23 protein-coding genes are annotated in these 20,304 nt (G+C 61.5%); 8 read left to right on the top strand and 15 right to left on the bottom strand.

Going from position 1 to position 20,304, the window contains the following annotated elements:
* Positions 1-9 precede the first annotated feature (9 nt).
* The 7 genes from Tal182_RS09615 to Tal182_RS09585 form a co-directional block, all read right to left on the bottom strand.
* Positions 10-939 (bottom strand): ABC transporter ATP-binding protein, encoded by a 930-nt coding sequence (locus tag Tal182_RS09615; RefSeq protein WP_245344853.1) that lies wholly within the window; start codon positions 937-939, stop codon positions 10-12.
* Positions 940-1,018: 79 nt separating this feature from the next.
* On the bottom strand, positions 1,019-1,171 hold the full coding sequence (locus Tal182_RS32200) for a hypothetical protein (RefSeq protein WP_164517781.1): 153 nt from the start codon (positions 1,169-1,171) through the stop codon (positions 1,019-1,021).
* Between the two features lie 39 nt (positions 1,172-1,210).
* Complete coding sequence (locus Tal182_RS09610) at positions 1,211-1,876, bottom strand: CBS domain-containing protein (protein ID WP_170965910.1); 666 nt, start codon at positions 1,874-1,876, stop codon at positions 1,211-1,213.
* A gap of 239 nt (positions 1,877-2,115) precedes the next feature.
* The gene (locus tag Tal182_RS09600; protein WP_085859273.1) at positions 2,116-4,500 is read right to left on the bottom strand and encodes a phosphoketolase family protein; all 2,385 of its coding nucleotides are present in this window, start codon (positions 4,498-4,500) and stop codon (positions 2,116-2,118) included.
* A gap of 9 nt (positions 4,501-4,509) precedes the next feature.
* A complete protein-coding gene (locus Tal182_RS09595; protein ID WP_085859272.1) occupies positions 4,510-5,682 on the bottom strand; it encodes an acetate/propionate family kinase in 1,173 nt (390 codons plus the stop codon).
* Positions 5,675-6,028 (bottom strand): hypothetical protein, encoded by a 354-nt coding sequence (locus Tal182_RS09590; protein ID WP_085859271.1) that lies wholly within the window; start codon positions 6,026-6,028, stop codon positions 5,675-5,677. Before Tal182_RS09590 ends, Tal182_RS09595 begins: the two co-directional genes overlap by 8 nt.
* The gene (locus Tal182_RS09585) at positions 6,009-7,646 is read right to left on the bottom strand and encodes an MBL fold metallo-hydrolase (protein WP_085859270.1); all 1,638 of its coding nucleotides are present in this window, start codon (positions 7,644-7,646) and stop codon (positions 6,009-6,011) included. Before Tal182_RS09585 ends, Tal182_RS09590 begins: the two co-directional genes overlap by 20 nt.
* Here Tal182_RS09585 and Tal182_RS33095 point away from each other — a divergent pair.
* Both Tal182_RS33095 and Tal182_RS09580 read left to right on the top strand, forming a co-directional pair.
* Complete coding sequence (locus tag Tal182_RS33095; protein ID WP_280952450.1) at positions 7,645-7,779, top strand: hypothetical protein; 135 nt, start codon at positions 7,645-7,647, stop codon at positions 7,777-7,779. The two genes, Tal182_RS09585 and Tal182_RS33095, sit on opposite strands and share 2 nt — an antisense overlap.
* An 80-nt stretch (positions 7,780-7,859) precedes the next feature.
* Positions 7,860-8,507, top strand: a complete 648-nt coding sequence (locus Tal182_RS09580; protein ID WP_085859269.1) for a BON domain-containing protein — start codon at positions 7,860-7,862, stop codon at positions 8,505-8,507.
* A 76-nt stretch (positions 8,508-8,583) separates the two neighbouring features.
* Here Tal182_RS09580 and Tal182_RS09575 read toward each other — a convergent pair whose 3' ends face one another.
* Positions 8,584-9,090, bottom strand: a complete 507-nt coding sequence (locus Tal182_RS09575; protein ID WP_164517780.1) for an Hsp20/alpha crystallin family protein — start codon at positions 9,088-9,090, stop codon at positions 8,584-8,586.
* Between the two features lie 203 nt (positions 9,091-9,293).
* Here Tal182_RS09575 and Tal182_RS09570 point away from each other — a divergent pair, with 203 nt between their 5' ends.
* Positions 9,294-9,737 carry a hypothetical protein gene (locus Tal182_RS09570; RefSeq protein ID WP_085859267.1) on the top strand — a complete coding sequence of 148 codons (444 nt, stop codon included), beginning with the start codon at positions 9,294-9,296 and terminating at the stop codon, positions 9,735-9,737.
* Here Tal182_RS09570 and Tal182_RS09565 read toward each other — a convergent pair.
* Complete coding sequence (locus Tal182_RS09565) at positions 9,700-10,443, bottom strand: response regulator transcription factor (protein ID WP_085859266.1); 744 nt, start codon at positions 10,441-10,443, stop codon at positions 9,700-9,702. The two genes, Tal182_RS09570 and Tal182_RS09565, sit on opposite strands and share 38 nt — an antisense overlap.
* 122 nt (positions 10,444-10,565) lie before the next feature.
* Here Tal182_RS09565 and Tal182_RS09560 point away from each other — a divergent pair, with 122 nt between their 5' ends.
* Together Tal182_RS09560 and Tal182_RS09555 are read left to right on the top strand one after the other, a co-directional pair.
* Entirely contained in the window at positions 10,566-11,297 is a 732-nt protein-coding gene (locus Tal182_RS09560; RefSeq protein WP_085859265.1) for a helix-turn-helix domain-containing protein, read from the top strand.
* Entirely contained in the window at positions 11,275-13,194 is a 1,920-nt protein-coding gene (locus tag Tal182_RS09555) for a PAS domain-containing sensor histidine kinase (RefSeq protein WP_085859264.1), read from the top strand. Before Tal182_RS09560 ends, Tal182_RS09555 begins: the two co-directional genes overlap by 23 nt.
* 107 nt (positions 13,195-13,301) lie before the next feature.
* Here the strand turns inward: Tal182_RS09555 and Tal182_RS09550 are convergent, their stop codons facing one another.
* Complete coding sequence (locus tag Tal182_RS09550; RefSeq protein WP_085860894.1) at positions 13,302-13,949, bottom strand: BON domain-containing protein; 648 nt, start codon at positions 13,947-13,949, stop codon at positions 13,302-13,304.
* A 282-nt stretch (positions 13,950-14,231) separates the two neighbouring features.
* Positions 14,232-15,215, bottom strand: a complete 984-nt coding sequence (locus Tal182_RS09540; protein ID WP_170965911.1) for a zinc-dependent alcohol dehydrogenase family protein — start codon at positions 15,213-15,215, stop codon at positions 14,232-14,234.
* Between the two features lie 165 nt (positions 15,216-15,380).
* Here Tal182_RS09540 and Tal182_RS09535 point away from each other — a divergent pair, with 165 nt between their 5' ends.
* On the top strand, positions 15,381-15,680 hold the full coding sequence (locus tag Tal182_RS09535) for a hypothetical protein (protein WP_085859262.1): 300 nt from the start codon (positions 15,381-15,383) through the stop codon (positions 15,678-15,680).
* Between the two features lies 1 nt (position 15,681).
* Positions 15,682-16,092 carry a universal stress protein gene (locus Tal182_RS09530; RefSeq protein WP_085859261.1) on the top strand — a complete coding sequence of 137 codons (411 nt, stop codon included), beginning with the start codon at positions 15,682-15,684 and terminating at the stop codon, positions 16,090-16,092.
* Between the two features lie 12 nt (positions 16,093-16,104).
* On the opposite strand, the gene Tal182_RS09525 is transcribed toward Tal182_RS09530, so the two are convergent.
* The gene (locus Tal182_RS09525; protein WP_085859260.1) at positions 16,105-16,476 is read right to left on the bottom strand and encodes a hypothetical protein; all 372 of its coding nucleotides are present in this window, start codon (positions 16,474-16,476) and stop codon (positions 16,105-16,107) included.
* A gap of 44 nt (positions 16,477-16,520) precedes the next feature.
* Complete coding sequence (locus tag Tal182_RS09520; protein WP_085860893.1) at positions 16,521-16,979, bottom strand: pyridoxamine 5'-phosphate oxidase family protein; 459 nt, start codon at positions 16,977-16,979, stop codon at positions 16,521-16,523.
* Between the two features lie 129 nt (positions 16,980-17,108).
* On the opposite strand from Tal182_RS09520, the gene Tal182_RS09515 reads away from it, so the two are divergent.
* The gene (locus Tal182_RS09515) at positions 17,109-17,930 is read left to right on the top strand and encodes a universal stress protein (protein WP_085859259.1); all 822 of its coding nucleotides are present in this window, start codon (positions 17,109-17,111) and stop codon (positions 17,928-17,930) included.
* Here the strand turns inward: Tal182_RS09515 and Tal182_RS09510 are convergent.
* Together Tal182_RS09510 and Tal182_RS09505 are read right to left on the bottom strand one after the other, a co-directional pair.
* The gene (locus Tal182_RS09510; protein ID WP_085859258.1) at positions 17,927-19,786 is read right to left on the bottom strand and encodes a heavy metal translocating P-type ATPase; all 1,860 of its coding nucleotides are present in this window, start codon (positions 19,784-19,786) and stop codon (positions 17,927-17,929) included. The two genes, Tal182_RS09515 and Tal182_RS09510, sit on opposite strands and share 4 nt — an antisense overlap.
* A gap of 28 nt (positions 19,787-19,814) precedes the next feature.
* Entirely contained in the window at positions 19,815-20,138 is a 324-nt protein-coding gene (locus Tal182_RS09505; protein WP_085859257.1) for a TraR/DksA family transcriptional regulator, read from the bottom strand.
* Positions 20,139-20,304: the final 166 nt, after the last annotated feature.

The raw sequence follows: 20,304 nt of genomic DNA, 5'->3' as shown, positions 1-20,304 counted from the left end.
GAAATGCACTCATGTTTTGTCGATGCCAGCGCCACCGAACTTCGCGGCGTCCCTGATGAGCCGGAACTTGACCTGGGTTACCCTGAGGTCACGATACCAATCCACGATCGCTCCCCACGGATCGACAATCTTCGCCAGTCCAGAGACGAAGGCGACCACGGTGCCAATCTCGGTCTTGCCGGTAACAACATAATATCCTCCCAGGACGAAAATGCCGACATAGCCCAATTGCGCCATGAGATTCATGAGAAAGTTCATGGCGTACTTGTAGCGGTAGATCTCCATGTTGGCGAAGAAGATCGCTCCGATGCGCGAAGTCTGGCGATCCTCATCCTGGCCACCTTCGATCGCATGCACCATGCCTTCGCTGACGTTACGCATGATAGCGACCTTCGCCTCTACCCGGCGGTTGATCGCGGCCTGCAACATCGGGACGAACGCAATCTGCGGGGCGAAGGTCGCTGCGACGGCAAGCATCATCAGCGGCTGGAGATAGATCAGATAACCGCCTACGGTAAGAAGGATGCCTATCTGCAGCAGCGGCTCGGAGATGCTGGTTCCAACGAAACCACCCACCGGTTCAGCTTCCGCGAGGACGATCGACAGTTCGACGCCCTCGAGCATGGATTCTGATGGCGGCGTCTCGGCCCGATGCAGAACGCGCGCCCTCAGCCAGAGCGTGCTCTTCTCGCCGACCCAGCTTCTGTAGAGGTTGAGGGTGAATTTTATCGCGCCCTCCAACACGGCGACCGCGAGATAGAGGGATACGAGAAAGAGAAGCGACCCGTATGAGGCTTCCTCGGTCGCCTCATTGACGATCCGGCGCTGGAGTTCGAGAGGCGCCGCGCCGATAACGAAAAGAGCTAGGGACAACCCTGCGATCAACGCCTGATGACGTCTTCCCATCAGCCAGATGAAACCGAATAGTTCGGAGGGCATCGAATCCGTCGCGCCTCCGGTCATTTGCGGGAAGCGGCCGGTCAATTCAATCCTGGAGGACCAGATGTTCATCGCGCCCTCACGGATCAGAGAGGGAGCGCTCGACGCGCCCGGTTCGGGAGTCGTCGGATGGCTTCACCAGCAGGACGCCCACGACCGTCCCGACCATCAGGATCAGGATGATGAGGAGCAGTCTCGAAATGACGGCATCTGCGATGACCTTGCCAAACATAACGGAAATTCCAGGCACTATTTCATCGTGGGAGCGGGCTCACCATGCGGAAGCCAGGGTGATGTTGTTCACTACGCCGCCGACGCCGCGGACGCTTTCCGCCGCCACCCTCGCCGCCGTGCGTTCCAGCTCCGTCTCGACCTCTCCCCTGAGGGTGACTACCCCGTTGGAGACGGTCGCGTTGACCTTGCGGGGCGTTATTTCGAGCTCGCCTTCCAGGCGGCTGCGAACGGCGGTCCCCAGGGCCTCGTCGCCGGATGCGGTGCACTGCCGTGGAACATCAAGAAGCGCTCGCATCAAGTCGCGACGGCTGATCATTCCGGCGAGACTGCCGTTTTCGACGACGGGAAGATGTTTGATGTCGTGGGACAGCAGAAGTTCTGCGAGCTGGCTCGCGGTGGCGGTCGGGGCGGCGCTGACGACAGGGGTCGACATCACTTCCTTGACGCGCCAGCTTCGGGCCTTCACATAGTCCGCCAGTGCATCTTCGCGGTCGCGCGTATGCGGCACCGCCCGTCTCGCCCAGGACGACGCCACCCGGCGCAGCAGGTCTCCCTCGGTGACGATGCCCTTGAGACGCCCTTCGCCATCGATGACGGGCACCGCGCCTATTTTGCTGGCGTTGACAATCTCGACGGCTTCCCTGACGTTGTGTCCCTCGTCGAGCGTCGTCACGGGGGTCGTCATGATGTCTCTAGCAAGCATCACGCTTTCTCCTTGTTGATCGGACAATTACGGAGCCAACGTGCGTTGGGCGCATTGACGTGGATCAAGCCGGACACGAAGCCGCCGGAGCCCCTCTTCGCGTGACGTCTCCTCAGCTTTCTGACGAAGTGCGGCATCAGGCTCGCCGACATTGTAACCTTATGCTGGATCAATCCCGACATAGGCATGGAGGTTGGCACCGGCCAATTGCTCGAGACCGGCTGAACCGGACCGTCGCGCTAGGAGGAGCGTGCCCAGCGCCAATTCTGGATTTCTGGCATGTCTTCTCCATGCTCCCGCACGAACGCCCGGTGCTCATCGAGCTTGGCATGCAGATCTGCGATCACATCTGGCACCCTTTCGGCGAGATCGGGCACTCGCGCGATCGCCTCAAGAGCGAGATGATACCTGTCCAGCTCGTTCAATACGGTCATGTCGAACGGCGTCGTTGTCGTTCCCTCCTCCACGAACCCACGCACATGGATGTTGCCGTGATTGGTGCGTCGGTACGTCAACCGGTGGATGAGATAGGGATAGCCGTGATAGGCGAAGATGACCGGCCTGTCCTTCGTGAAGATACCATCGAACTGTGCATCGTCGAGGCCATGAGGATGCGCCTTCGGATCCTGCAGCGCGAGCAGATCGATGACGTTGACTGTCCTGATCTTGAGATCTGGTACCGCCTCGTGCAGCAGCATGACGGCCGCGAGCGTCTCCATGGTAGGTACGTCGCCCGCACATGCCATCACGACGTCCGGCGCGATCGTATCGTTCTCGAAACTTGCCCAGTCCCAGACGCCAATTCCCGCTTCACAATGCTTCACCGCCTCGTCAATCGTAAGGTACTGGGACTCCGGCTGCTTGCCGGCAACGATCACGTTAACGCGGTCGTAAGTCTTCAGGCAGTGATCGCCGACCCACAGGAGCGTGTTAGCGTCTGGCGGTAGATAGATGCGGACGACGTCTGCCTTCTTGTTGGCGACTAGGTCGGCGAAGCCGGGGTCCTGATGCGAGAAACCGTTGTGGTCCTGTCGCCAGACATGCGACGTCAGGATGTAATTGAGAGACGATATCGGCTCCCGCCAATCCAATCCTCGCGAAACCTTTAGCCACTTGGCATGCTGGTTGAACATCGAGTCGATGATGTGGATGAAGGCCTCGTAGCATGAGAAAAGCCCGTGGCGACCTGTGAGGAGATATCCCTCCAGCCACCCCTGGCAGAGATGCTCGCTGAGAACCTCCACGACCCGGCCATCCCTGCCGAGATGGACGTCGTAGTCTTCAATTTCTTGCATCCAGACTCGGTCAGTCTGTTCGAACACCGCACCCAGCCGGTTCGATTCGGTCTCGTCCGGTCCAAAGATCCGGAAGTTTTTGGCCTCGGCATTGAGCCGCATTACATCCCGCAGATACCGTCCTAAAATCTCTGTCGACTGGACCTGGGCAGCACCACGAACGTCAATCGTGACCGCGTGGTCGCGAATGCTTGGTAGCTGCAGCTCTGTGCGCATCCGTCCACCGTTTGCGTACGGCGTGGCTCCCATGCGGGCCTCGCCGGTCGGCGCCAAAGCCCTCAACTCGCTCTTGAGCCGCCCGTCCGTTTCGAACAGGTCGTCGGGATCATAGCTTCGCATCCAGTATTCGAGGATCTTGCGGTGGCCGGCATCCCCGCGGCAATTGGCGACGGGCACCTGGTGGGCGCGCCAGAACCCCTCCACCTTCTTGCCGTCGACCTCCTTGGGTCCGGTCCACCCCTTAGGGCTGCGAAGCACGATCATGGGCCACCGCGGCACGCCCGCCGCGGGCGACCCTTTCCTCGCCGCCGCCTGCAAGGATTCGATGATGTCGAAGGCCCGGTCGAAGGCGGTCGCCATCTGCCGATGCATGTCCGCCGGCTCGTGGCCCTCTACGAAGATTGGCTCATAGCCAAATCCGACGAAGAGGTTGCTGAGATCCTCGTCGCTTGTCCTGGACAGGATCGTCGGATTGGCGATCTTGTAGCCGTTGAGATGCAGGATCGGCAGCACCGCGCCGTCGCGAGCAGGATTAAGAAACTTCGTCGAATGCCAGGCCGCCGCGAGAGGTCCTGTCTCCGCTTCGCCGTCGCCGACCACGCAGGCTACGACGAGATCCGGATTGTCGAACGCGGCGCCGAACGCATGAACCAGCGCATATCCGAGTTCGCCGCCTTCGTGGATCGAACCGGGAGTCTCTGGGGCGACGTGGCTGGGTATGCCTCCTGGAAACGAGAACTGCCTGAACAGCTTGCGCATGCCGTCGGCATCCTGCGAGATGCCGGGATATACCTCGCTGTATGTCCCCTCGAGATAGGTGTTCGCGACCATTCCCGGCCCGCCATGGCCGGGTCCGCACACATAGAGGACATCTCGGCCACGAGCCTTGATGACGCGATTGAGATGGACGTAGATGAAGTTGAGGCCGGGCGTCGTTCCCCAATGTCCGAGAAGGCGGGGCTTGATATGTTCCGGCCGAAGCGGCTCACGCAGAAGCGGATTGTCCATGAGATAGATCTGGCCGACGGACAGATAGTTGGCGGCGCGCCAGTAGCGGTCGATGAGTTCGAGTTCGCGCGCCGTCGGCGGTGGGCTGCTATGTTCAGACATGTTTGATCCTCAAAGCTTGTGCCGGCTGATGACTTCGATTGCTTCTTCGGCGATAACCTGTTCCTCGTCGGTCGGGATGACGAGGGCGACGATTTCGCTTTCCCTTGCGCTGATCACGGTCGCGTTCATCTTGTTCGCAGGCTCACTCAACGAGAGACCCAGCCAACCCAGATGGTGGGCGACGCAATTGCGTATCTCCGGCTGATGTTCGCCGACGCCGGCGGTGAAGACGATGGCGTCCACCCCGCCCAGAGAGACGGCGAGCCTTCCTATCTCGCCGGCGATCCTGAAGCAGAAGAGGTCGACGGCTTCCCTGGACGCCGGATGAAAGTCCTCCAGCAGGACCCGGACGTCGCCGCTTTTCCCCGAGACGCCGAGCAGCCCGCAACGATTGTAGAGGAAATCCTCGAGACGATCAGCGTCGTGGAAATTGTTGCGCAGAAGGTGAACGACCGCGCCGGGATCGAGGGAACCCGGCCGGGTCGACATCGGAATTCCGTCCAGCGGGGAGAAGCCCATGCTGGCGTCTATGCTCACGCCGTCGACCATGCCGCAGAGGCTCGCGCCGCTTCCAAGATGCGCACAGATGACACGGCCGGCCGCCAGGTCGGGATCGTGTTTCCTGAGTTCGCCGGCGACGTATTTATAGGAAAGACCGTGGAAGCCGTATCTGCGGACCCCAGCGTCGTGCAGCTCTCTTGGAATGGCGAGCCGTGCGGCAAGACTGCTCTGCGACGAATGGAATGCGGTATCGAAGGACGCGGTCTGCGGTATGTCAGGATATGCGCTCCGGACTTCGCGGATGATGGCAAGCGCAGGAGGGAGGTGCACCGGCGCAAGATGCGTCAGGTCTTCCATTCTGAGGACGACCTTGGGTTCCAGCAGAACGGGGCCATCGAAGACCTGTCCCCCATGGACGATGCGATGGCCGGCAACCACGGGGTCGAATCCTCTGTGGGCGATGCAATCGACGACCTGCGAAACCAGCCGCGCGTCGATCGCTGTCCCGGACGGAAGATCGACAGTCTCGTCCCCGTCAGAAAATCGGAATGTGAATCTTGACTGGTCTCCGAGCGTGGCAACACCGCCTCCCAGCCGGAGTGCCCGACCGTCCTTCAGCCTGAAGACGCCGACCTTGAGGCTGGAGGACCCGGCGTTGAAAGTGACCGCAACCCTATCCATGGCCCGAACCCCTGGGGCGTGCAGTCCCAGCAGACTTCGCGACCGTCTTCGTCGCAGTCTGCCTGCCTCCCTCCTTGCTTGCCTCTTCGAAGAACTCGCATGCGTACTCCAAGGCGGCCTTCTCGTCTTCCGACGACAGACCGAACGGCGCGCACTCCTCCTTCATCGCCCGCAGAACCTTCTTCTTCAACGCGGCGAGCGCAAAGGCATCCTTCGAAGCGAGAACCTCCCGCAGGCAGGTTATAGCGACGACCTCCAAGACGATAAGCTTGCCTTGCACCTCCCCCTGGCTCGGTATCGCAAAGCGTTCCCCGCCGCGCTTGCAGTCACGATCCATGATTAACATTGCCGTCCCTCCTCCCTTCGACCGCCGCAGCATCGTCCGGATCCAGTGCGCGTCGAAGCCTGCGCAGCACGACGGCGCGGCCCTTTTCGTCGGCGACGGATTTCAGACGATCGGACAGGTCCAGAACGAACCGCTGGTAGTCGTTGTTCCAGTCAGGCCTGCCGGGCACGACCGGCTTGAGACGTGCGTGCGTCCTGTCTTCGATGAGGCGTGCGCCCGCCGGTGAAAGCTCATAGACGTCGTCCAAAGACGGGCAGACGACCTTTACGGAAACTTGCTTCGGGAGCCGGGCGGACATCGCTTGACGAGCGCTCTCCTCTCCATGGACAAGGAAGATCGCCTTCCGGATCGGTTCCCGACCGGCAACCCACGCATCCAGTTCGCTTGCATCGGCATGTCCGCTGTAGGCGTCGAGCGTGGCCATCCTGGCGCAGACGTGAATCTCCTCGCCCTGGATTCGGACGTCTGTCGCGCCCTCCTGCAGGATGCGGCCGAGCGTCCCAGCCGCCTGGAACCCGACGAACAGCACGGTGCACTCCGGCCGCCAGAGCCAGTTCTTCAGGCGGTGGCGGATCCGCCCCGCTTCGCACATTCCGCTGGCCGCGATGATGATGTGAAAGCCACGGACGAGATCGAGGGCCTTCGACTGCTCGGCCGTCTCGGTGAAGCGGACGTTCGGCGCGTTGAGCGCGCGAAGGAACGCCTTGCCGCCGTGACCGAGGTCCGCCGCATGCTTCTTGAATGCCTCGGTCGCTCGCGACGCAAGCGGCGAGTCAATCATGATTGGGCACCGCGGCACCTCTCCTTCGTCCATGAGGGCGACGAGATCAGTCAGCACCTCCTGCGTCCTCTCGACGGCAAAGGAGGGAATGAGAAGAACCCCGCCGGGGCTGTTCGAGCTCGCCACCACTTCGCGCAGCCGGTCCCGTCGATCTTTCAGGGCGTACTCTTCCCGTTCCCTGTCTCCGTATGTGCTTTCGCAGATGAGGTAATCGACCCCGGAAGGCGCCAGAGGGAGGTTTTCGAACAGCTTGTTGCTCGCGCCGACGTCGCCCGAGAACAAAATTCTTGTCGCCCCGTCGGCGCCGGGCGTCTCGACTTCGATGGATGCCGAACCCATCAGATGTCCGGCATTCCAGTAGCGGAACCTTACGCCGCCGACGGTCTCCCGCCACTCGCCATACTCGACCGAGATGAACTGCGGCAGCATGCTGCGGGCGTCGTCGGCGGTATAGATGGGCTCCACCGTCGCTCGCGCCCTTCTACGATTCCTTCCGTTGAGCTGTCGGACCTCCGACTCCTGGATGTGACCCGAATCCTGGAGCATGATCGTGCAAAGGTCGATCGTTGCTGCCGTTGCAAAGATTGGCCCGCCATATCCCGCCTTCGCGAGCTTCGGAAGCAGGCCCGAATGGTCGATGTGCGCATGCGTGAGTAGCACTGCGTCGATCCGTGATGGTACGAAGGGGAATGGCTTGTAGTTGAGCTCCTTCTCCGACTTTGAGCCTTGGAACATTCCGCAGTCGATCAGAATGCGCGTGCCACCGGTCTCCAAAAGGAAGCTCGACCCGGTGACCGACCCTGCGGCGCCGTGGAAGTGAAGGATCGGATCGGCCATGACAACTCCCTATGTGTTTCGGGCACTTTATGGCACCTCGGACGACCGCACGTTGACGAAGGTCAAAGTCACGTTCGCGGCTAGCCTGACGGTCCAGTTCGGTGAGATGCGGGCCGTCGCCAGGTTCAATTGACCAAGCGCAACGCCAGAAATTTCGGACGGCGCATCATACCCACGAGGCCAACGGGCTTCGAAACCCAACAGGAGGTAGAAATGACGGACTTAGCAATCCAACAGGACATACTCGACGAGCTGGCGTTCGAACCCAGCATCGACGCCGCCCATATTGGCGTGTCGGTGGACGATGGCATCGCGACCCTCTCCGGTCATGTCTCGACCTATGCCGAAAAGCTGACGGCGGAGGACGTGGCAGCGCGGGTGAAGGGCGTCCGGGCGGTGGCCCTGGACATCGAAGTGCGGTGCGTAGGTCACAAGCAGCATGCGGATGACCAGATCGCATCGCGGGCTATCGACATCATCGCCTGGACCACGGCGCTCCCGGAGGGGCCGGTTCATATAAAGGTCGAGGACGGCTGGGTGACGTTGTCGGGCGAAGTGCGCTGGCAGTTCCAGAAAGCCGCGGCCGAGCATGCCGTCAGGAAGCTCGGTGGCGTGGTCGGCGTCCTCAATCTGCTGACTATGCGGCCGTGCCCGACGGTGCCGGACGTCCGCCGTCGGATCGAGGACGCCCTGAAACGGAGTGCCGAAGTCGACGCTGGAGGCATCACGGTCAAGGTTCAGGACGACAAGGTCGTCCTCGAAGGCGGTGTGCGCGCCTGGCACGAGCGCGGCGTCGCCGAACGTACGGCCTGGTCTGTACCAGGCGTTGCCACCGTCGAGAACCACATCCGCATCAACTGAAAAAGAGGGAGGGGTCCGCCCCCTCCCTCTCCGCGCCCACCGTACGCCACCCCTCGGCGTGGCGGAGGGTTGACCGTCAGGCCGCCTTGACCGTGATCTTCTTGGTGTTTTGCTGCCGATCGGGCGTCTTCGGCAGCGTGACTTTGAGGACGCCGTTGGAGAAGTTCGCCTCGATCTTCTCGCTATCCACGCCGCGCGGCAATTCCAGGCTTCTGTGGAACGATCCGTAGCGCCGTTCGGAGAGGTAATAGTCCTTTTCCTTCTCTTCCTTGGCCTCGTTCTTCTCACCCTTGATGGTGAGCACACCGTCGGCGAGCGTGACGTCAAGATCCTTGGCGTCGACGCCCGGAAGCTCGGCCGACAGCTCGAAGGCTTTGTCGGATTCAACGAGATCGACGGCGAGCATGCCGCGCGAGAACGCGGCGGGCATCCTGAAGGCGCGATCGAAAATCGACGGGCTCCCGAAGTCGCTGAACACGCGGTCGATCTCGGACCGCAGGCTTTCGAGGGGCCACCATCGGTCGGCGGGCGCCGCCGGTCTCGCTTCGGTCTTAACAGAAAGTTTCGTTGGAGAGTCTGCCATTGTCATTCTCCTTCTCTCAAGAATGCCGTCGTTCACATGCGGCGACGCGCATATAGAACAGTCCATCTCATCTTCGGTCTTTGATCACCGTCAAATCGCCCGCTTTTGTCATTCACGTTTCCCCACACTGAGGATTGACCTGGAACAAGGCTCCAACGGCCGGACCATGCGAGGATCTCCTCTCGATCGAGGAGGAAGCGACCATGACGTCGGGATATTGCGTCCACCCGCTCCACATGGACGATGCGCTGCACGCCTACAGCCTGATCCAGGTGACGGCTCCGAGCTTTTCTGCCGACGACTGGGCGCAAGTGGTGACGAGCGTCGATGGATGGAAGCTCGTCTCGTTAAAGGATGCGGCAGGGTATGTGCGTGGGCTGGCAGTCTACCGGATCGCCCGGCATCCGATCGCCGGGCGATTGATGGACGTTCCGATCTTCGTGGCGGCGAGCGTCATTGACGACGTGACCATCGCGGACGTCCTGTTCACCTCGTTGAGCAGACGATCGGCAGGATGCAACTTCATGCGGTTCTGGGCGCGGTGCCCAAGCGATTTCACAGAGATGGAAAGCGAAGGCAGATTTCGTCGGTGGGATCACGGGCTGATGGTCAGGGTTGACCAGAAGCCGTCTCTAGCCTTGCTGTAAAGAGATATCCGACGCCGCGGACGGACTTGATCAGGCGGGGGTTCGTCGGATCCGTCTCGATCTTGCGACGGAGCCTGACGATCAGCGCGTCGATCGTGCGGTCGAAGCCGTCGCGGCCTCGCTTGCGCGTCAGATCCATTAGCATGTCTCGCGTAAGGACCCGGCCGGCATGAGTGGCGAACACGTGCAGCATGTCGAACTCCCCCGTCGACAGCGCCACTTCGTCTCCGGCGGGGTTGGTCACCGCCCGCTGTTCCACATCGAGCTTCCACCCCTCGAAGCGTAAAACGTCACCCTCAATCCTGACCTGGTCTCCTGCTGGGTTTCTGCGCCTTAGCACGGTCTTGACCCGAGCCAGCACCTCTCTCAGATGAAAAGGCTTTCCAATGTAGTCGTCCGCACCAACCTCGAGTCCGACGACACGATCCATGACGTCGTCGCGGCCGGACAGCATGATGATGGGAACGTCCGAACCCGAACGAATTTCCCTTGCGAGCTGGAGTCCGTCGCAGTCTCCCGGCAGGACGAGGTCGAGCAGGACGGCGTCGAATTTGGCCCCCGCCATCCTGGAACGCATCTGCGAGCTGCCGCCTGCCACGTCGACGTCGAATCCTTCCTCGCCGAGATACTGCGCGAGCATTCTTTGGATCCGGACATCGTCGTCCACGACAAGTATGCGGGTTCGCCTGACAGGTCCGCTCGTCATCCCAGCATTCTCGAGTTGTTACGGATTGTTACACAATCGCATCAATTCTTACGCTCCTCGCATCCCTGTGTCATCAGACTTCGGTCAAATCCACGCCAGACAACGGCGGAGGGAGCCACGACATGCCTGCGGTATCGAATATTCACTCATTTGAACGGCCACTAGCGCAAGGAATGATCGACTTCGCGCCTCTGTTCGTGGGCCAGACCATCGAGACAGCCCAGGCGGGAACCACGATCTTCTTCGAGGGCGACGCCGCCCGCCATGTGTTTCGCATCGTCCGCGGAAACGTCCGCATATGCCGGTTTCTTTCGGACGGGCGCCGCCTCATCATCGGCTTTCTTGGAGCGGGCGACCTAGTCGGCTTGTCTTTTCGCAACCGTTACATGTTTGCAGGCGAGGCGATCGACGACGTGTCCTTCACCCGGATCAACAAGCGCACGCTGGAAGAGGAGCTGCAAATGGTGCCTGAATTCCGGCTTCAGCTTCTGTCGCAACTACGAGACGAGATTTCTGCAGCGCAGGACCACATGCTCCTGCTGTCGCACAAGAACGCCGAGCAGCGAGTCTGCACCTTTCTGCTGCAGCGGCTTGAACGGAACGAGGGACGGGATGGCCGGACGATCAGTCTGCCGATGGTCCGCGCCGACATCGCCGACCACCTGGGCATGACGATCGAGACCGTGTCGAGGACGCTTACCAAACTTGTCGCCAAAGGCATCCTATTGCCTGCTGACAAGCATCAGTTCAAGGTGGCCAGCCGGTCGGCGTTGGCCCGCACCGCCGTCGAAGACCCGGACGACGACTTCGAAGAACATTCTGGAGCACGCTATGCTGGAACACGCTACCAGTGAAACCGATCTGGACCGGATCGTGCGCATGTTCGACGTGGCCAACCTAATCGTCCACGGTTTCGACGGCGTCATCCAGCGCTGGACCTCGGGCTGCGAGCAGCTCTACGGATGGTCCGCCGAGGAGGCCGTGGGAAAGGTGGTCCACGAACTCCTCGATACGCGATTTCCGGTCGACTTGTACAAGCTTCGGGCCAATGTGCGTAGAATGGGGTTCTGGAGCGGTCAGGTGGAGCACCGACGGAAGGACGGTGTCAGACTGGCGATCGCTACGCGGTGGACTGTTCTCGAACTTGGCGATCCCGACACGCTTATCGTCCAATCCAACTACGACGTGACGCTCATGCAGCAGGTCGGGGATGAGCTGCGGGAGCGGCAGGCTCACCTCCAGTCCATTCTTGATACGGTACCAGACGCAATGGTCGTCATAGACGACAGAGGTATTATTACTTCTTTCAGCGCTGCGGCAGAGAAACTCTTCGGTTACTCCGCGCACGAGGCCATCGGGCAGAACGTCTCCATGCTCATGCCCTCTCCCGACCGGGAGGCACATGACGGATATCTGGATTCATACATTCGGACCGGGCGCCGACGGATCATCGGGTACGGACGCGTGGTCGTCGGCCTGAGGAAGAACGGGACCACCTTTCCAATGGAGCTCTCCGTCGGCGAGGCGGTTGCCGGCGGCAAACGGATCTTCACGGGCTTCGTCAGGGATCTGACGAGCCGCCACCGCATCGAGGCCGAGCTGCGGCAGTCGCAGAAGATGGAGGCGGTCGGACAGTTGACGGGAGGGCTCGCCCACGACTTCAACAATCTTCTGGCGGTCATCAGCGGTAATCTCGAGATGCTGGAGGCCAGTCTAGTTGAGCCGGGGCAGTTGTCCCTGCTGCGGGAGGCGCAGTCCGCGGCCGACGACGGTGCCAGACTTACCTCTCAGCTTCTCGCGTTCGGAAGGCGGCAGGCTCTCGCACCGAAGGAGCTGGACGTCGGCGCCCTGCTTGGAGAGTTTTCGGACCTCGTCCAGCGAACGCTCGGCGACTCCGTCGAACTCCGGACGGTCATTCCCGGACGGCGGTTGACCGCAATGGCAGACAAGGCGCAGCTCCAGAGTGCGCTTCTCAATCTTTCGATCAATGCCAGAGACGCAATGCCTGCCGGAGGCCGTTTAACGATCGAGATATCCGGCGTCGAGATCGATTCCGATTACGCTGGGATTTATCCGGCAATCCGACCCGGCAGATACGTCCTCATTTCGGTTACCGACACAGGGACTGGAATGACAAGCGAGGTTAGGGAGAGAGCATTCGAGCCGTTCTTCACAACGAAGCCGACGGGTTCGGGAACGGGACTCGGGCTAAGCATGGTCTACGGTTTCGCAAAGCAATCCGCAGGACACCTGCAGCTCTACAGCGAACCTGGCGAGGGGACCACGGTTCGCCTCTTCCTTCCACGCGCCGATGGCGGGAAGGATCCCCATCCGGAAAAAGGGCAGACCGAGCACACCCCGTCTCATGGAACTGAAACCATTCTGGTCGTCGAAGACGACGCGAGAGTTCGCAGAGTGACGGTCAGCCGTCTACAGACGCTCGGCTACACCGTGATCGAAGCGACGAACGGAATCGACGCATTGAAGGAATTGGAGGCGTCGCAGGACATAGCGCTCCTGTTCACCGATGTGGCCATGCCTGGAATGAACGGCGACGAACTGGCCCGCAAGGTTCGCGAGCGCTGGCCGCGGGTAAAAATTCTCCTCACGTCCGGCTTTTCGGAGCCCCATGCTGCAGAAAAGGAGATCGAAGCGGGCGCCGGCTGGCTAAAGAAGCCGTACACGGCATCGGAGATGTCGACCCATCTCAGGCTGTTGCTCGACACGAAGCATGATGGCGGTTCTGCTTGACGGCGGACCTTTGATCTCGGGATTGGTGACGTGTGCGAGGCGGTCGCAGCGGCGCTCTTGCTATTGAGTGGGCGGAGCGGCTAACTCCAGCCGCTCCCAACATTCGATCACCCGACCGTCAGCCGGTCGTCGAGAGTGCTGATCCCCGGTGCAGACCACGCGGCACGCTCCGCCGCCTGCCGTTCCGACCAGGTCTTCACGTTGCCGGAGAGGATAACCTTTCCGCCTTTGACATCGATCTTGATTGCATCGGCCTCCAAAGCGGCGTCGCGCTGGAATGCGTCCTCGATGCGCTTCTTGACGTCCACCGCCGTGATACGCGGTTTCAGCTCGATCAGGTTCGAGACGCCGACCACGCCGGCGAGATCACGCACTGCGTCGTAGGCTGCGTTCTTTTGATATTGCCACTCGACCTGGCCTCTCAGGGTGATCCACCCCGTTAGGACCCGCACCTGCACCGAATCCTTCGGCACGGAGACGTTCCAGTCGAGCATCTTGACAGCCCGCCGGGCGATGTCGTCGTCGTCTGTTGCCTTCGGACCGAAAATCTGGACCTCGATGTCGGCAGCTATTCCGCGTACGCCCTTGACGCGACTAGCTACCCGCTCTGCGGCCTCCTTCTCCGCGTAGGTGCGCACGTGTCCGGTCAGGGTCACGATCCCGCTGTGGACCGCAACGCCGATACCAGCCGCGTCGATGCTGGGCTCAAATTCCATTTCATCGAGAATGTTCTGTCTGAGACGAATGTCGTCCATGACAACCTCCTTCAGGTTTAAGACATGTCGATCGTGCCAGTGCCGCAGAACTTCGTCGTTGATCTTCATCAAGCACGAGAGCGACCTTGTGATCGCATCGGGCCGAATACCGCCTCCGCGGTCGCTACCGGGTTTGCACGTCGGCGGCAACGAAGAGACGGCCGTTCCTTGCGACCGTGACGAGCGCGCGGGCATGCTCCCTAATGAGAATTGCGAGCAGTTGGCCGACGTCCGTCGTCGGAAAAGCTTCCGTGTTGCCGGATAATCCGGATTGATCCTCAGCTACGGAACGAGCACGGCGGCGCCTGTAACACGGCCTGCGCGCAGGTCGTCGAGGCCGTCGTTCGCATTCTCGAGAGCGTAAACGCTGGTGACGCATCGTACCCCGGCCGCCTTGGCGATCGAGAAGAATTCGGCTCCGTCGTTCCGGGTCAGGTTCGCCACCGAGACTACTCGCCGCTCGCCCCAGAGCAGACGGTAGGGCATGCTTGGGATGTCGGACATGTGGATGCCGCCGCAGATCACCGTTCCACCCTTCCGCACCACGTCGAGCGCCATCGGTACGAGCTGCCCGGCCGGCGCGAAGATGATGGCGGCGTCGAGCGGCACCGGCGGCCTTTCACCGGAGAACCCGGCCCAGACGGCGCCAAGATCAAGCGCGAACTTCCGCCCGGCATCGTCTCCAGGACGCACGAACGCATAGACGCTCTGGCCCCGATGCTTGCACACCTGCACGAGGATGTGGGCGGCCGCGCCGAACCCGTAGATGCCGATCGTCCTCCCCTCGCCCGCTATCTTCAGAGATCGCCACCCGATGAGGCCCGCGCAAAGAAGAGGCGCAGTCGCCACCGGATCCGTATCGTCAGGCAGTTCGAACGCGTAGCCCGCTTCGACGACCGCATGCGTCGCGAAGCCGCCATCGATCGTGTACCCGGTGAAGCCGGGCTCGTCGCAAAGATTCTCGCGACCCTCTCGGCAATATGCGCAATGGCCGCAGGTGTGGCCCAGCCACGGTACCCCGACCTTTCGACCGATCAGTCGACCAGGAACGCCCTCGCCCGCTGCCATAACGGTCCCAACAATCTCATGGCCCGGAACGAGGGGAAGCTTTGGCTTGGAGAGGTCTCCGTCGCAGACATGAAGGTCCGTGCGGCAGACCCCGCAGGCTTCGACTTTAACGACGACCTGGCCATGCCGCGCCAGCGGATCCGGCCGCTCCGAGAGACGAAGCGGCCGGCCCACCTGTTCGAGTACCATCGCCCTCACGTTTCCCTCCATCGGCATGTACCACCGGCGCTAGTCGTATCACCACCCTCCCGACTTCGACTTGATCCCGGTCAAGCATCCGGATTGATGCTCGTCAAAGACGGAATGCCGAGGGTCCAATAGGCTCTGGAAAGAGCGCCACGACCTCATCCAAAGGAGACGGACATGCGCGAACAAGAAGCAACCTGTAAGACACCAACGGGTGCCGCAACAACGATTGGGCACGTCGAACGGACGTCCGCGGACCTTGTTCTTGAACGTCGGGACGAGGATCGCTGGGAGGTGACCACAGCGACGCCGCGAGCCCAGGCATGGGCGAGAGACCATTTCTGTTGCGCGCTCCGGCAATCCTTCACTGGCACCATGTGTCTCGACATCATGAGCGCCGACCGGCTTCTCAAGGAAGCGCATGGCGATGGACTGACCACCGAGTTCGTCAGCCTGTCTGGAAAGGACATATACTGACATGTTTGCCACAGTCGTCTGCGCCATCGGCCGAGGCTCCCGGCAACGCATGCTCCAACTCGTCGAAACGGCGCGCGAGCAGCTCGCCCCCAACGGAAGCCTCCACCTCGTTCACGCGGTGGAGGGCCTGCCCTCATCGGCCTCGCCGGACGATTGGGCGGTCGAGGTGATAGCCGCCGCCGAGACCAGACTTGCGGAAGCCCTGCGGTCGATCGACACTCCTGCCTCTATACACGTCCGCGCGGGCAACCCGTCTCAGGTCATCGTCGCGACAGCGAAGGAGATCGCCGCGGATCTCGTCGTGATCGCCTCTCACCGGGACGACGTGCTCGACCGCGTCTTCGGCTCGGTCGTGGACCATGTCGTGCAGCGCGCACCATGCTCCGTGCTCGTCTTGCGAACGACCCGTTGACCGCCGCACGCTTCACACGACCGTCTTCGCTTCCGTCTCCCTGACCTGACCGGCGGCGACGTCACGACATAGTTCGGCGGCGTGCGACAACGTTCGTGACCCGACCTCGTACAGCCGCGCCACTTCCCTGGGATATTCCTCCAGCTCGGTCTCGACGAAGTCAGAAAGGACTTCGACCGCATCGCCGTGGTCGATACTGCAGCCAAGTCGAGTCAGAAATTCAAAGCATCGAAGCCCTCGCCGCGCGGCGGACTCCGTCAAATCCGTGGTGACCTTGGCCGACGCGGCGAAGGTCACGTCTTGGATCACAACCCCCGCGCGAAAGATGGGTGCGAGATTGAAGTTGAATGTGGCGTTTGGATGGAGGCTGGGTAGATATGCCATGTAGTGCTCCGTTTGTGAGATATGGGCGGCTCAGGCATCGACGGTCATTCCGATCTGATTGCGCTCCGTCCCGACACGGCCGTGACGACAATGCCGTAGAAGACATGCGGTGAGCCTTCGAGCGTGGGGAGCTCGTGGGGCTTCATGGAGCCGATCTCCCACCAGTCCGAATACTTTTGGAGAAGCGACCACGCATGGAGCCTTTCGCTCCGTCGCGCGTCGCTGTCCGGAAACTCCTCGAACCGACCGTCGACAACGACGCTTTTCCAACCGCCGGCGGCGGCACGCTGTTCGACGTGAAGGCAGACCTTGTCGTTCCCCCGCATCCAGTCGAGCTTCTTGCCAGGCATGGTGAAGCTATAGGCGACGCCGCTGGAAAAGGCGAAGTAGATTGCCGCCACGTACGGCTGGCCATTCATACAGCATGCGAGATGACCGAAGCGCTCATTCTCGAGGATCCGGTAACACTCACCGGGGTTTATCTCCGTCAGCTTGATCGTCATGGCCGTGTTCTCCAGCTTGCATGAAGGCGCGATCATAAGAGCGTCGTTGCGCCACCGCCTTGACAAAGCGCAATGCAGACTCTCTCCGCGGCATGCATCATGACGGCTGTTTAACCTTAGGAGGCCAGCATGAAGCCGCAGTTCCATCTTCCGTTGCCGACCTATCCCGACGCGAGTTCCTTCACCATAATCGACAATGCTATCGACCTCGCCCGGCAGAATGACGCCCATCTCGTCGCCAGCATCCCGCAAGTCCGGATTCCTCAGGTCCATCAGCCCTTTCCCACATTAATCGATGTCGACACATGGCGGGGGCAAGCAGAGCGATATAGCCGGGACAGCGGGACTTCGCTGCGGGAACATATCACCCACGCTGTTGCCGAGACTGGCATCCAAGTGCGAATCCATGGATTTGAGGCCACGGAGCCGTTCGTGTTTGAACACTTTTCCGAAATCAGCAGGTGCCACGACCTGTCCATCGTCGAGGCCTCGGAGCTCTCCCGCGAGCTTTCCGAGACGCTGTTGTTCGGAAGCGGCCGTCCCCTCGTGCTATATCCCGCCACGAGCATCTGCTCTCGTGTAGACACGATCGCCGTTGCCTGGGACGGCAGCGCCACCGCCGCGCGTGCCCTGTCCTGCGCCCGCATTTTCATCGAGCGCGCCACCAAGGTGCAGGTCATCTCGATCACGGACGACAAGGTGATCGACGAGCCGAACCGCTCGCTCTTGATCTCGTCCTTGAAGCACTCGGGATTCGACGTGGAAGACGTGTCCATCCAGGCAGGCGGAGAAACCGCGACCGCTGCCATCCAATCGGCTGCGCTGGAGCGTAAAGCAGACCTCCTGGTCGCGGGCGGATTCGGCCATTCCCGACTTCGTGAATTCATCCTCGGCGGCGTCACTCGAGACCTGCTCGTCAAGGCCGAGCTACCGGTGCTTCTCGCCCATTAGAGGGCGCGAAGGGCGTTGAGGATGACCGCCACGTCGATGACCTCCTGAAGCAACGCACCGCCGACCGGCGGAAGGTATCCCGCTCCCGCAAACCCCATCGCGATGAGCGAGAGACCTATGCCCGCATAGATGCTCTGAAGCGCGATCTTGCGTGAACGACGAGCGATGCCGATCGCCTTCGCTATCTGCGTCAGGTCGTCCCGGACGAGTACGATATCCGCAGCCTCCGCGGCCGCCGCAAGGTTTTCGACGCCCACCGCGATCCCGACGTCGGCTGCCGCCAGCGCCGGCGCGTCGTTCACCCCGTCGCCGACCATCAGCACTCTCCCGTGGGCGCGCTCCTTCTCGATGACTGCGACTTTGTCTGCGGGATCGAGCCTCGCCTCGACGCCGTCCAGGCTCAGCGAGCGAGCTATGGCTGTGGCGATAGCCAATTCATCCCCGGAAGCGAGGACTATTCGAGATATCCCTGATGCCCTGAGCTGGTTGACGAGCTGGATGGCGTCATTGCGAAGGCGGTCTTCGAGCGTGATCGCGCCAGCCAGCGCGCCGTCAAGGAGCACCTTCACACGCATTGCGCTACCTGAACCGTTCGGCCCGGACGGCGGAGCCTCTCCGAAATAGGTGTCTCCTCCGACGTCGACATGCACGCCATCGACAATTCCGGAAATCCCAGATCCCGCGGTCTCGGTCACCCCCGACGGGCGGGTCAACATCAATCCACGCCTATGGGCCTCGTCCACCAGCGCGCGTCCGACCACATGGCCGGACGCCTGGTCCAGCGAGGCGGCCAGCCGCAGGATTCTGTCCGGATGCTCCGAGCCGTCTATCACCCCCACTTCGGGTTGTCCTGCGGTAAGGGTCCCCGTCTTGTCGAACACTACGACGGTGGCTTGGGCGAGGGTCTCTAAAGGTCCCGCTCCCTTCACCAGAACGCCCTCTTTGGCGGCCTTTGAAGTGCCGGCCGCAAGAGCGACGGGTACGGCAAGGATCAACGGACAGGGCGTGGCGACAACCAGCACGGCCACGATCCGTGACATGTCTCCGGACAAGATTGCCGATACTCCTGCGACCACGATCGTTGCCAACAGGAACCAGACCGAGAACCGGTCGGCCAGGCGCACCAGCTTCGCCTTGGACCGCTTCGACGCCTCCACGAGTCTGACAATTCCTGCGTAGCTGCTGTCCTCGGTACGGCTTAGAACGCGGATTTCAATGGCGTCGCCCTCGTTCGTAGCGCCGCTCGAAATCTTTCCGCCCCTGGCGATGCGCACCGGGAAAGGCTCTCCGGTTAAAACCGCCTGGTCGATCGTTGCGAATTCGCCGACGAGCGCCCCGTCGGCCGGTACGACGTCTCCCTTTCGTATCAGGAGCACGTCGCCGACTGCGACCGCCTCGATCGGAATTTCTTCGAAACCACTCCCGGCAAGCCGCAGGGCGGTCCGCGGAACTTGCGCCAGCAAAGCCGACATTCCCTCGTCGGCGCGACGATGTGCGTATGCCTCCAGAAACTGGCCGCCGGAATACATGAGTCCGACTATCGCTCCGGCGAGATATTCACCGAACCATAAGGAGGACCCCATGGCCAGGGCCGCGATCAGGTCCAGCCCGTATTCCTCTTTCCGCAGCTTCTTGGCGATCTCGACGCAAAGAGACAGCAGACTCAGGCTGGTGCAGCCCACCAGGATTAACCGATATCCAAGGCCGTGCCCCAAGAGATAGAAGGCGAATGCGGCCGCAAGCGCAAGCAGCGACGACAGCACCAGAAGGCCCGACCGGGGGCCCGCCCTCAGTCGCGACAGCCCTCCCTCAGGCGCCGTCCACCTATCAGCCCACCAAGCCGCCGCTGTATCCACCTCTCACCCTCCCATTAAACCAGAAGCCTCAGCGGAACGACTTTGCGCAATCGATGCAGAACGGAGTATAGGGAACAGCAGTCAGCCGCTCGTTACCGATCGGATTGTGGCATTTGACGCATTTCCCGTATGTGCCGTCGTTCAGCCTATCGATCGCCGCTTCGATGGCCGCGATCTGGTCGCGCCCCTCGGCTTGCATCTCGCGAAGAACCTCATCGTTTTCGACCTGGCTCGCGCGCTCCTCGCTGTCCTTCTCGAGGGCGACGCAGAGATCCGCATCGATCGCTCCGAGACGGCGGACAAGGTCATTCTTCATCGTCTGCAATACGGTCCGTACCGAGCTCTCACTCATTTTAGTGCCTTCCAATCTTGCCTGATCAATGCGGGCCCACACGCGCCACCGTCGGGAACCGATCCAAGCGCCGCGCTTTCGAAACGCAGTGGCCGCAAAACCGCGGTCCACAAATCGGCTCAAGCATATCTCAGTGCGATCGGAGCTCCTTGATCCCGGTCAATGT

It is taken from the genome of Rhizobium sp. TAL182 (assembly GCF_002117725.1).
GTDB lineage: Bacteria > Pseudomonadota > Alphaproteobacteria > Rhizobiales > Rhizobiaceae > Rhizobium > Rhizobium esperanzae.
This window is presented reverse-complemented; position numbering and strand designations above follow the sequence as displayed.

Excerpts from the sequence above, each read along its gene's own strand:
- Tal182_RS09615 (WP_245344853.1), bottom strand. The coding sequence starts at position 939 with ATGCCCTCCGAACTATTCGGTTTCATCTGGCTGATGGGAAGACGTCAT.
- Tal182_RS32200 (WP_164517781.1), bottom strand. The coding sequence starts at position 1,171 with ATGTTTGGCAAGGTCATCGCAGATGCCGTCATTTCGAGACTGCTCCTC.
- Tal182_RS09610 (WP_170965910.1), bottom strand. The coding sequence starts at position 1,876 with ATGCTTGCTAGAGACATCATGACGACCCCCGTGACGACGCTCGACGAG.
- Tal182_RS09600 (WP_085859273.1), bottom strand. The coding sequence starts at position 4,500 with ATGTCTGAACATAGCAGCCCACCGCCGACGGCGCGCGAACTCGAACTC.
- Tal182_RS09595 (WP_085859272.1), bottom strand. The coding sequence starts at position 5,682 with ATGGATAGGGTTGCGGTCACTTTCAACGCCGGGTCCTCCAGCCTCAAG.
- Tal182_RS09590 (WP_085859271.1), bottom strand. The coding sequence starts at position 6,028 with ATGTTAATCATGGATCGTGACTGCAAGCGCGGCGGGGAACGCTTTGCG.
- Tal182_RS33095 (WP_280952450.1), top strand. The coding sequence starts at position 7,645 with ATGACAACTCCCTATGTGTTTCGGGCACTTTATGGCACCTCGGACGAC.
- Tal182_RS09585 (WP_085859270.1), bottom strand. The coding sequence starts at position 7,646 with ATGGCCGATCCGATCCTTCACTTCCACGGCGCCGCAGGGTCGGTCACC.
- Tal182_RS09580 (WP_085859269.1), top strand. The coding sequence starts at position 7,860 with ATGACGGACTTAGCAATCCAACAGGACATACTCGACGAGCTGGCGTTC.
- Tal182_RS09575 (WP_164517780.1), bottom strand. The coding sequence starts at position 9,090 with ATGGCAGACTCTCCAACGAAACTTTCTGTTAAGACCGAAGCGAGACCG.
- Tal182_RS09570 (WP_085859267.1), top strand. The coding sequence starts at position 9,294 with ATGACGTCGGGATATTGCGTCCACCCGCTCCACATGGACGATGCGCTG.
- Tal182_RS09565 (WP_085859266.1), bottom strand. The coding sequence starts at position 10,443 with ATGACGAGCGGACCTGTCAGGCGAACCCGCATACTTGTCGTGGACGAC.
- Tal182_RS09560 (WP_085859265.1), top strand. The coding sequence starts at position 10,566 with ATGCCTGCGGTATCGAATATTCACTCATTTGAACGGCCACTAGCGCAA.
- Tal182_RS09555 (WP_085859264.1), top strand. The coding sequence starts at position 11,275 with ATGCTGGAACACGCTACCAGTGAAACCGATCTGGACCGGATCGTGCGC.
- Tal182_RS09550 (WP_085860894.1), bottom strand. The coding sequence starts at position 13,949 with ATGGACGACATTCGTCTCAGACAGAACATTCTCGATGAAATGGAATTT.
- Tal182_RS09535 (WP_085859262.1), top strand. The coding sequence starts at position 15,381 with ATGCGCGAACAAGAAGCAACCTGTAAGACACCAACGGGTGCCGCAACA.
- Tal182_RS09530 (WP_085859261.1), top strand. The coding sequence starts at position 15,682 with ATGTTTGCCACAGTCGTCTGCGCCATCGGCCGAGGCTCCCGGCAACGC.
- Tal182_RS09525 (WP_085859260.1), bottom strand. The coding sequence starts at position 16,476 with ATGGCATATCTACCCAGCCTCCATCCAAACGCCACATTCAACTTCAAT.
- Tal182_RS09520 (WP_085860893.1), bottom strand. The coding sequence starts at position 16,979 with ATGACGATCAAGCTGACGGAGATAAACCCCGGTGAGTGTTACCGGATC.
- Tal182_RS09515 (WP_085859259.1), top strand. The coding sequence starts at position 17,109 with ATGAAGCCGCAGTTCCATCTTCCGTTGCCGACCTATCCCGACGCGAGT.
- Tal182_RS09505 (WP_085859257.1), bottom strand. The coding sequence starts at position 20,138 with ATGAGTGAGAGCTCGGTACGGACCGTATTGCAGACGATGAAGAATGAC.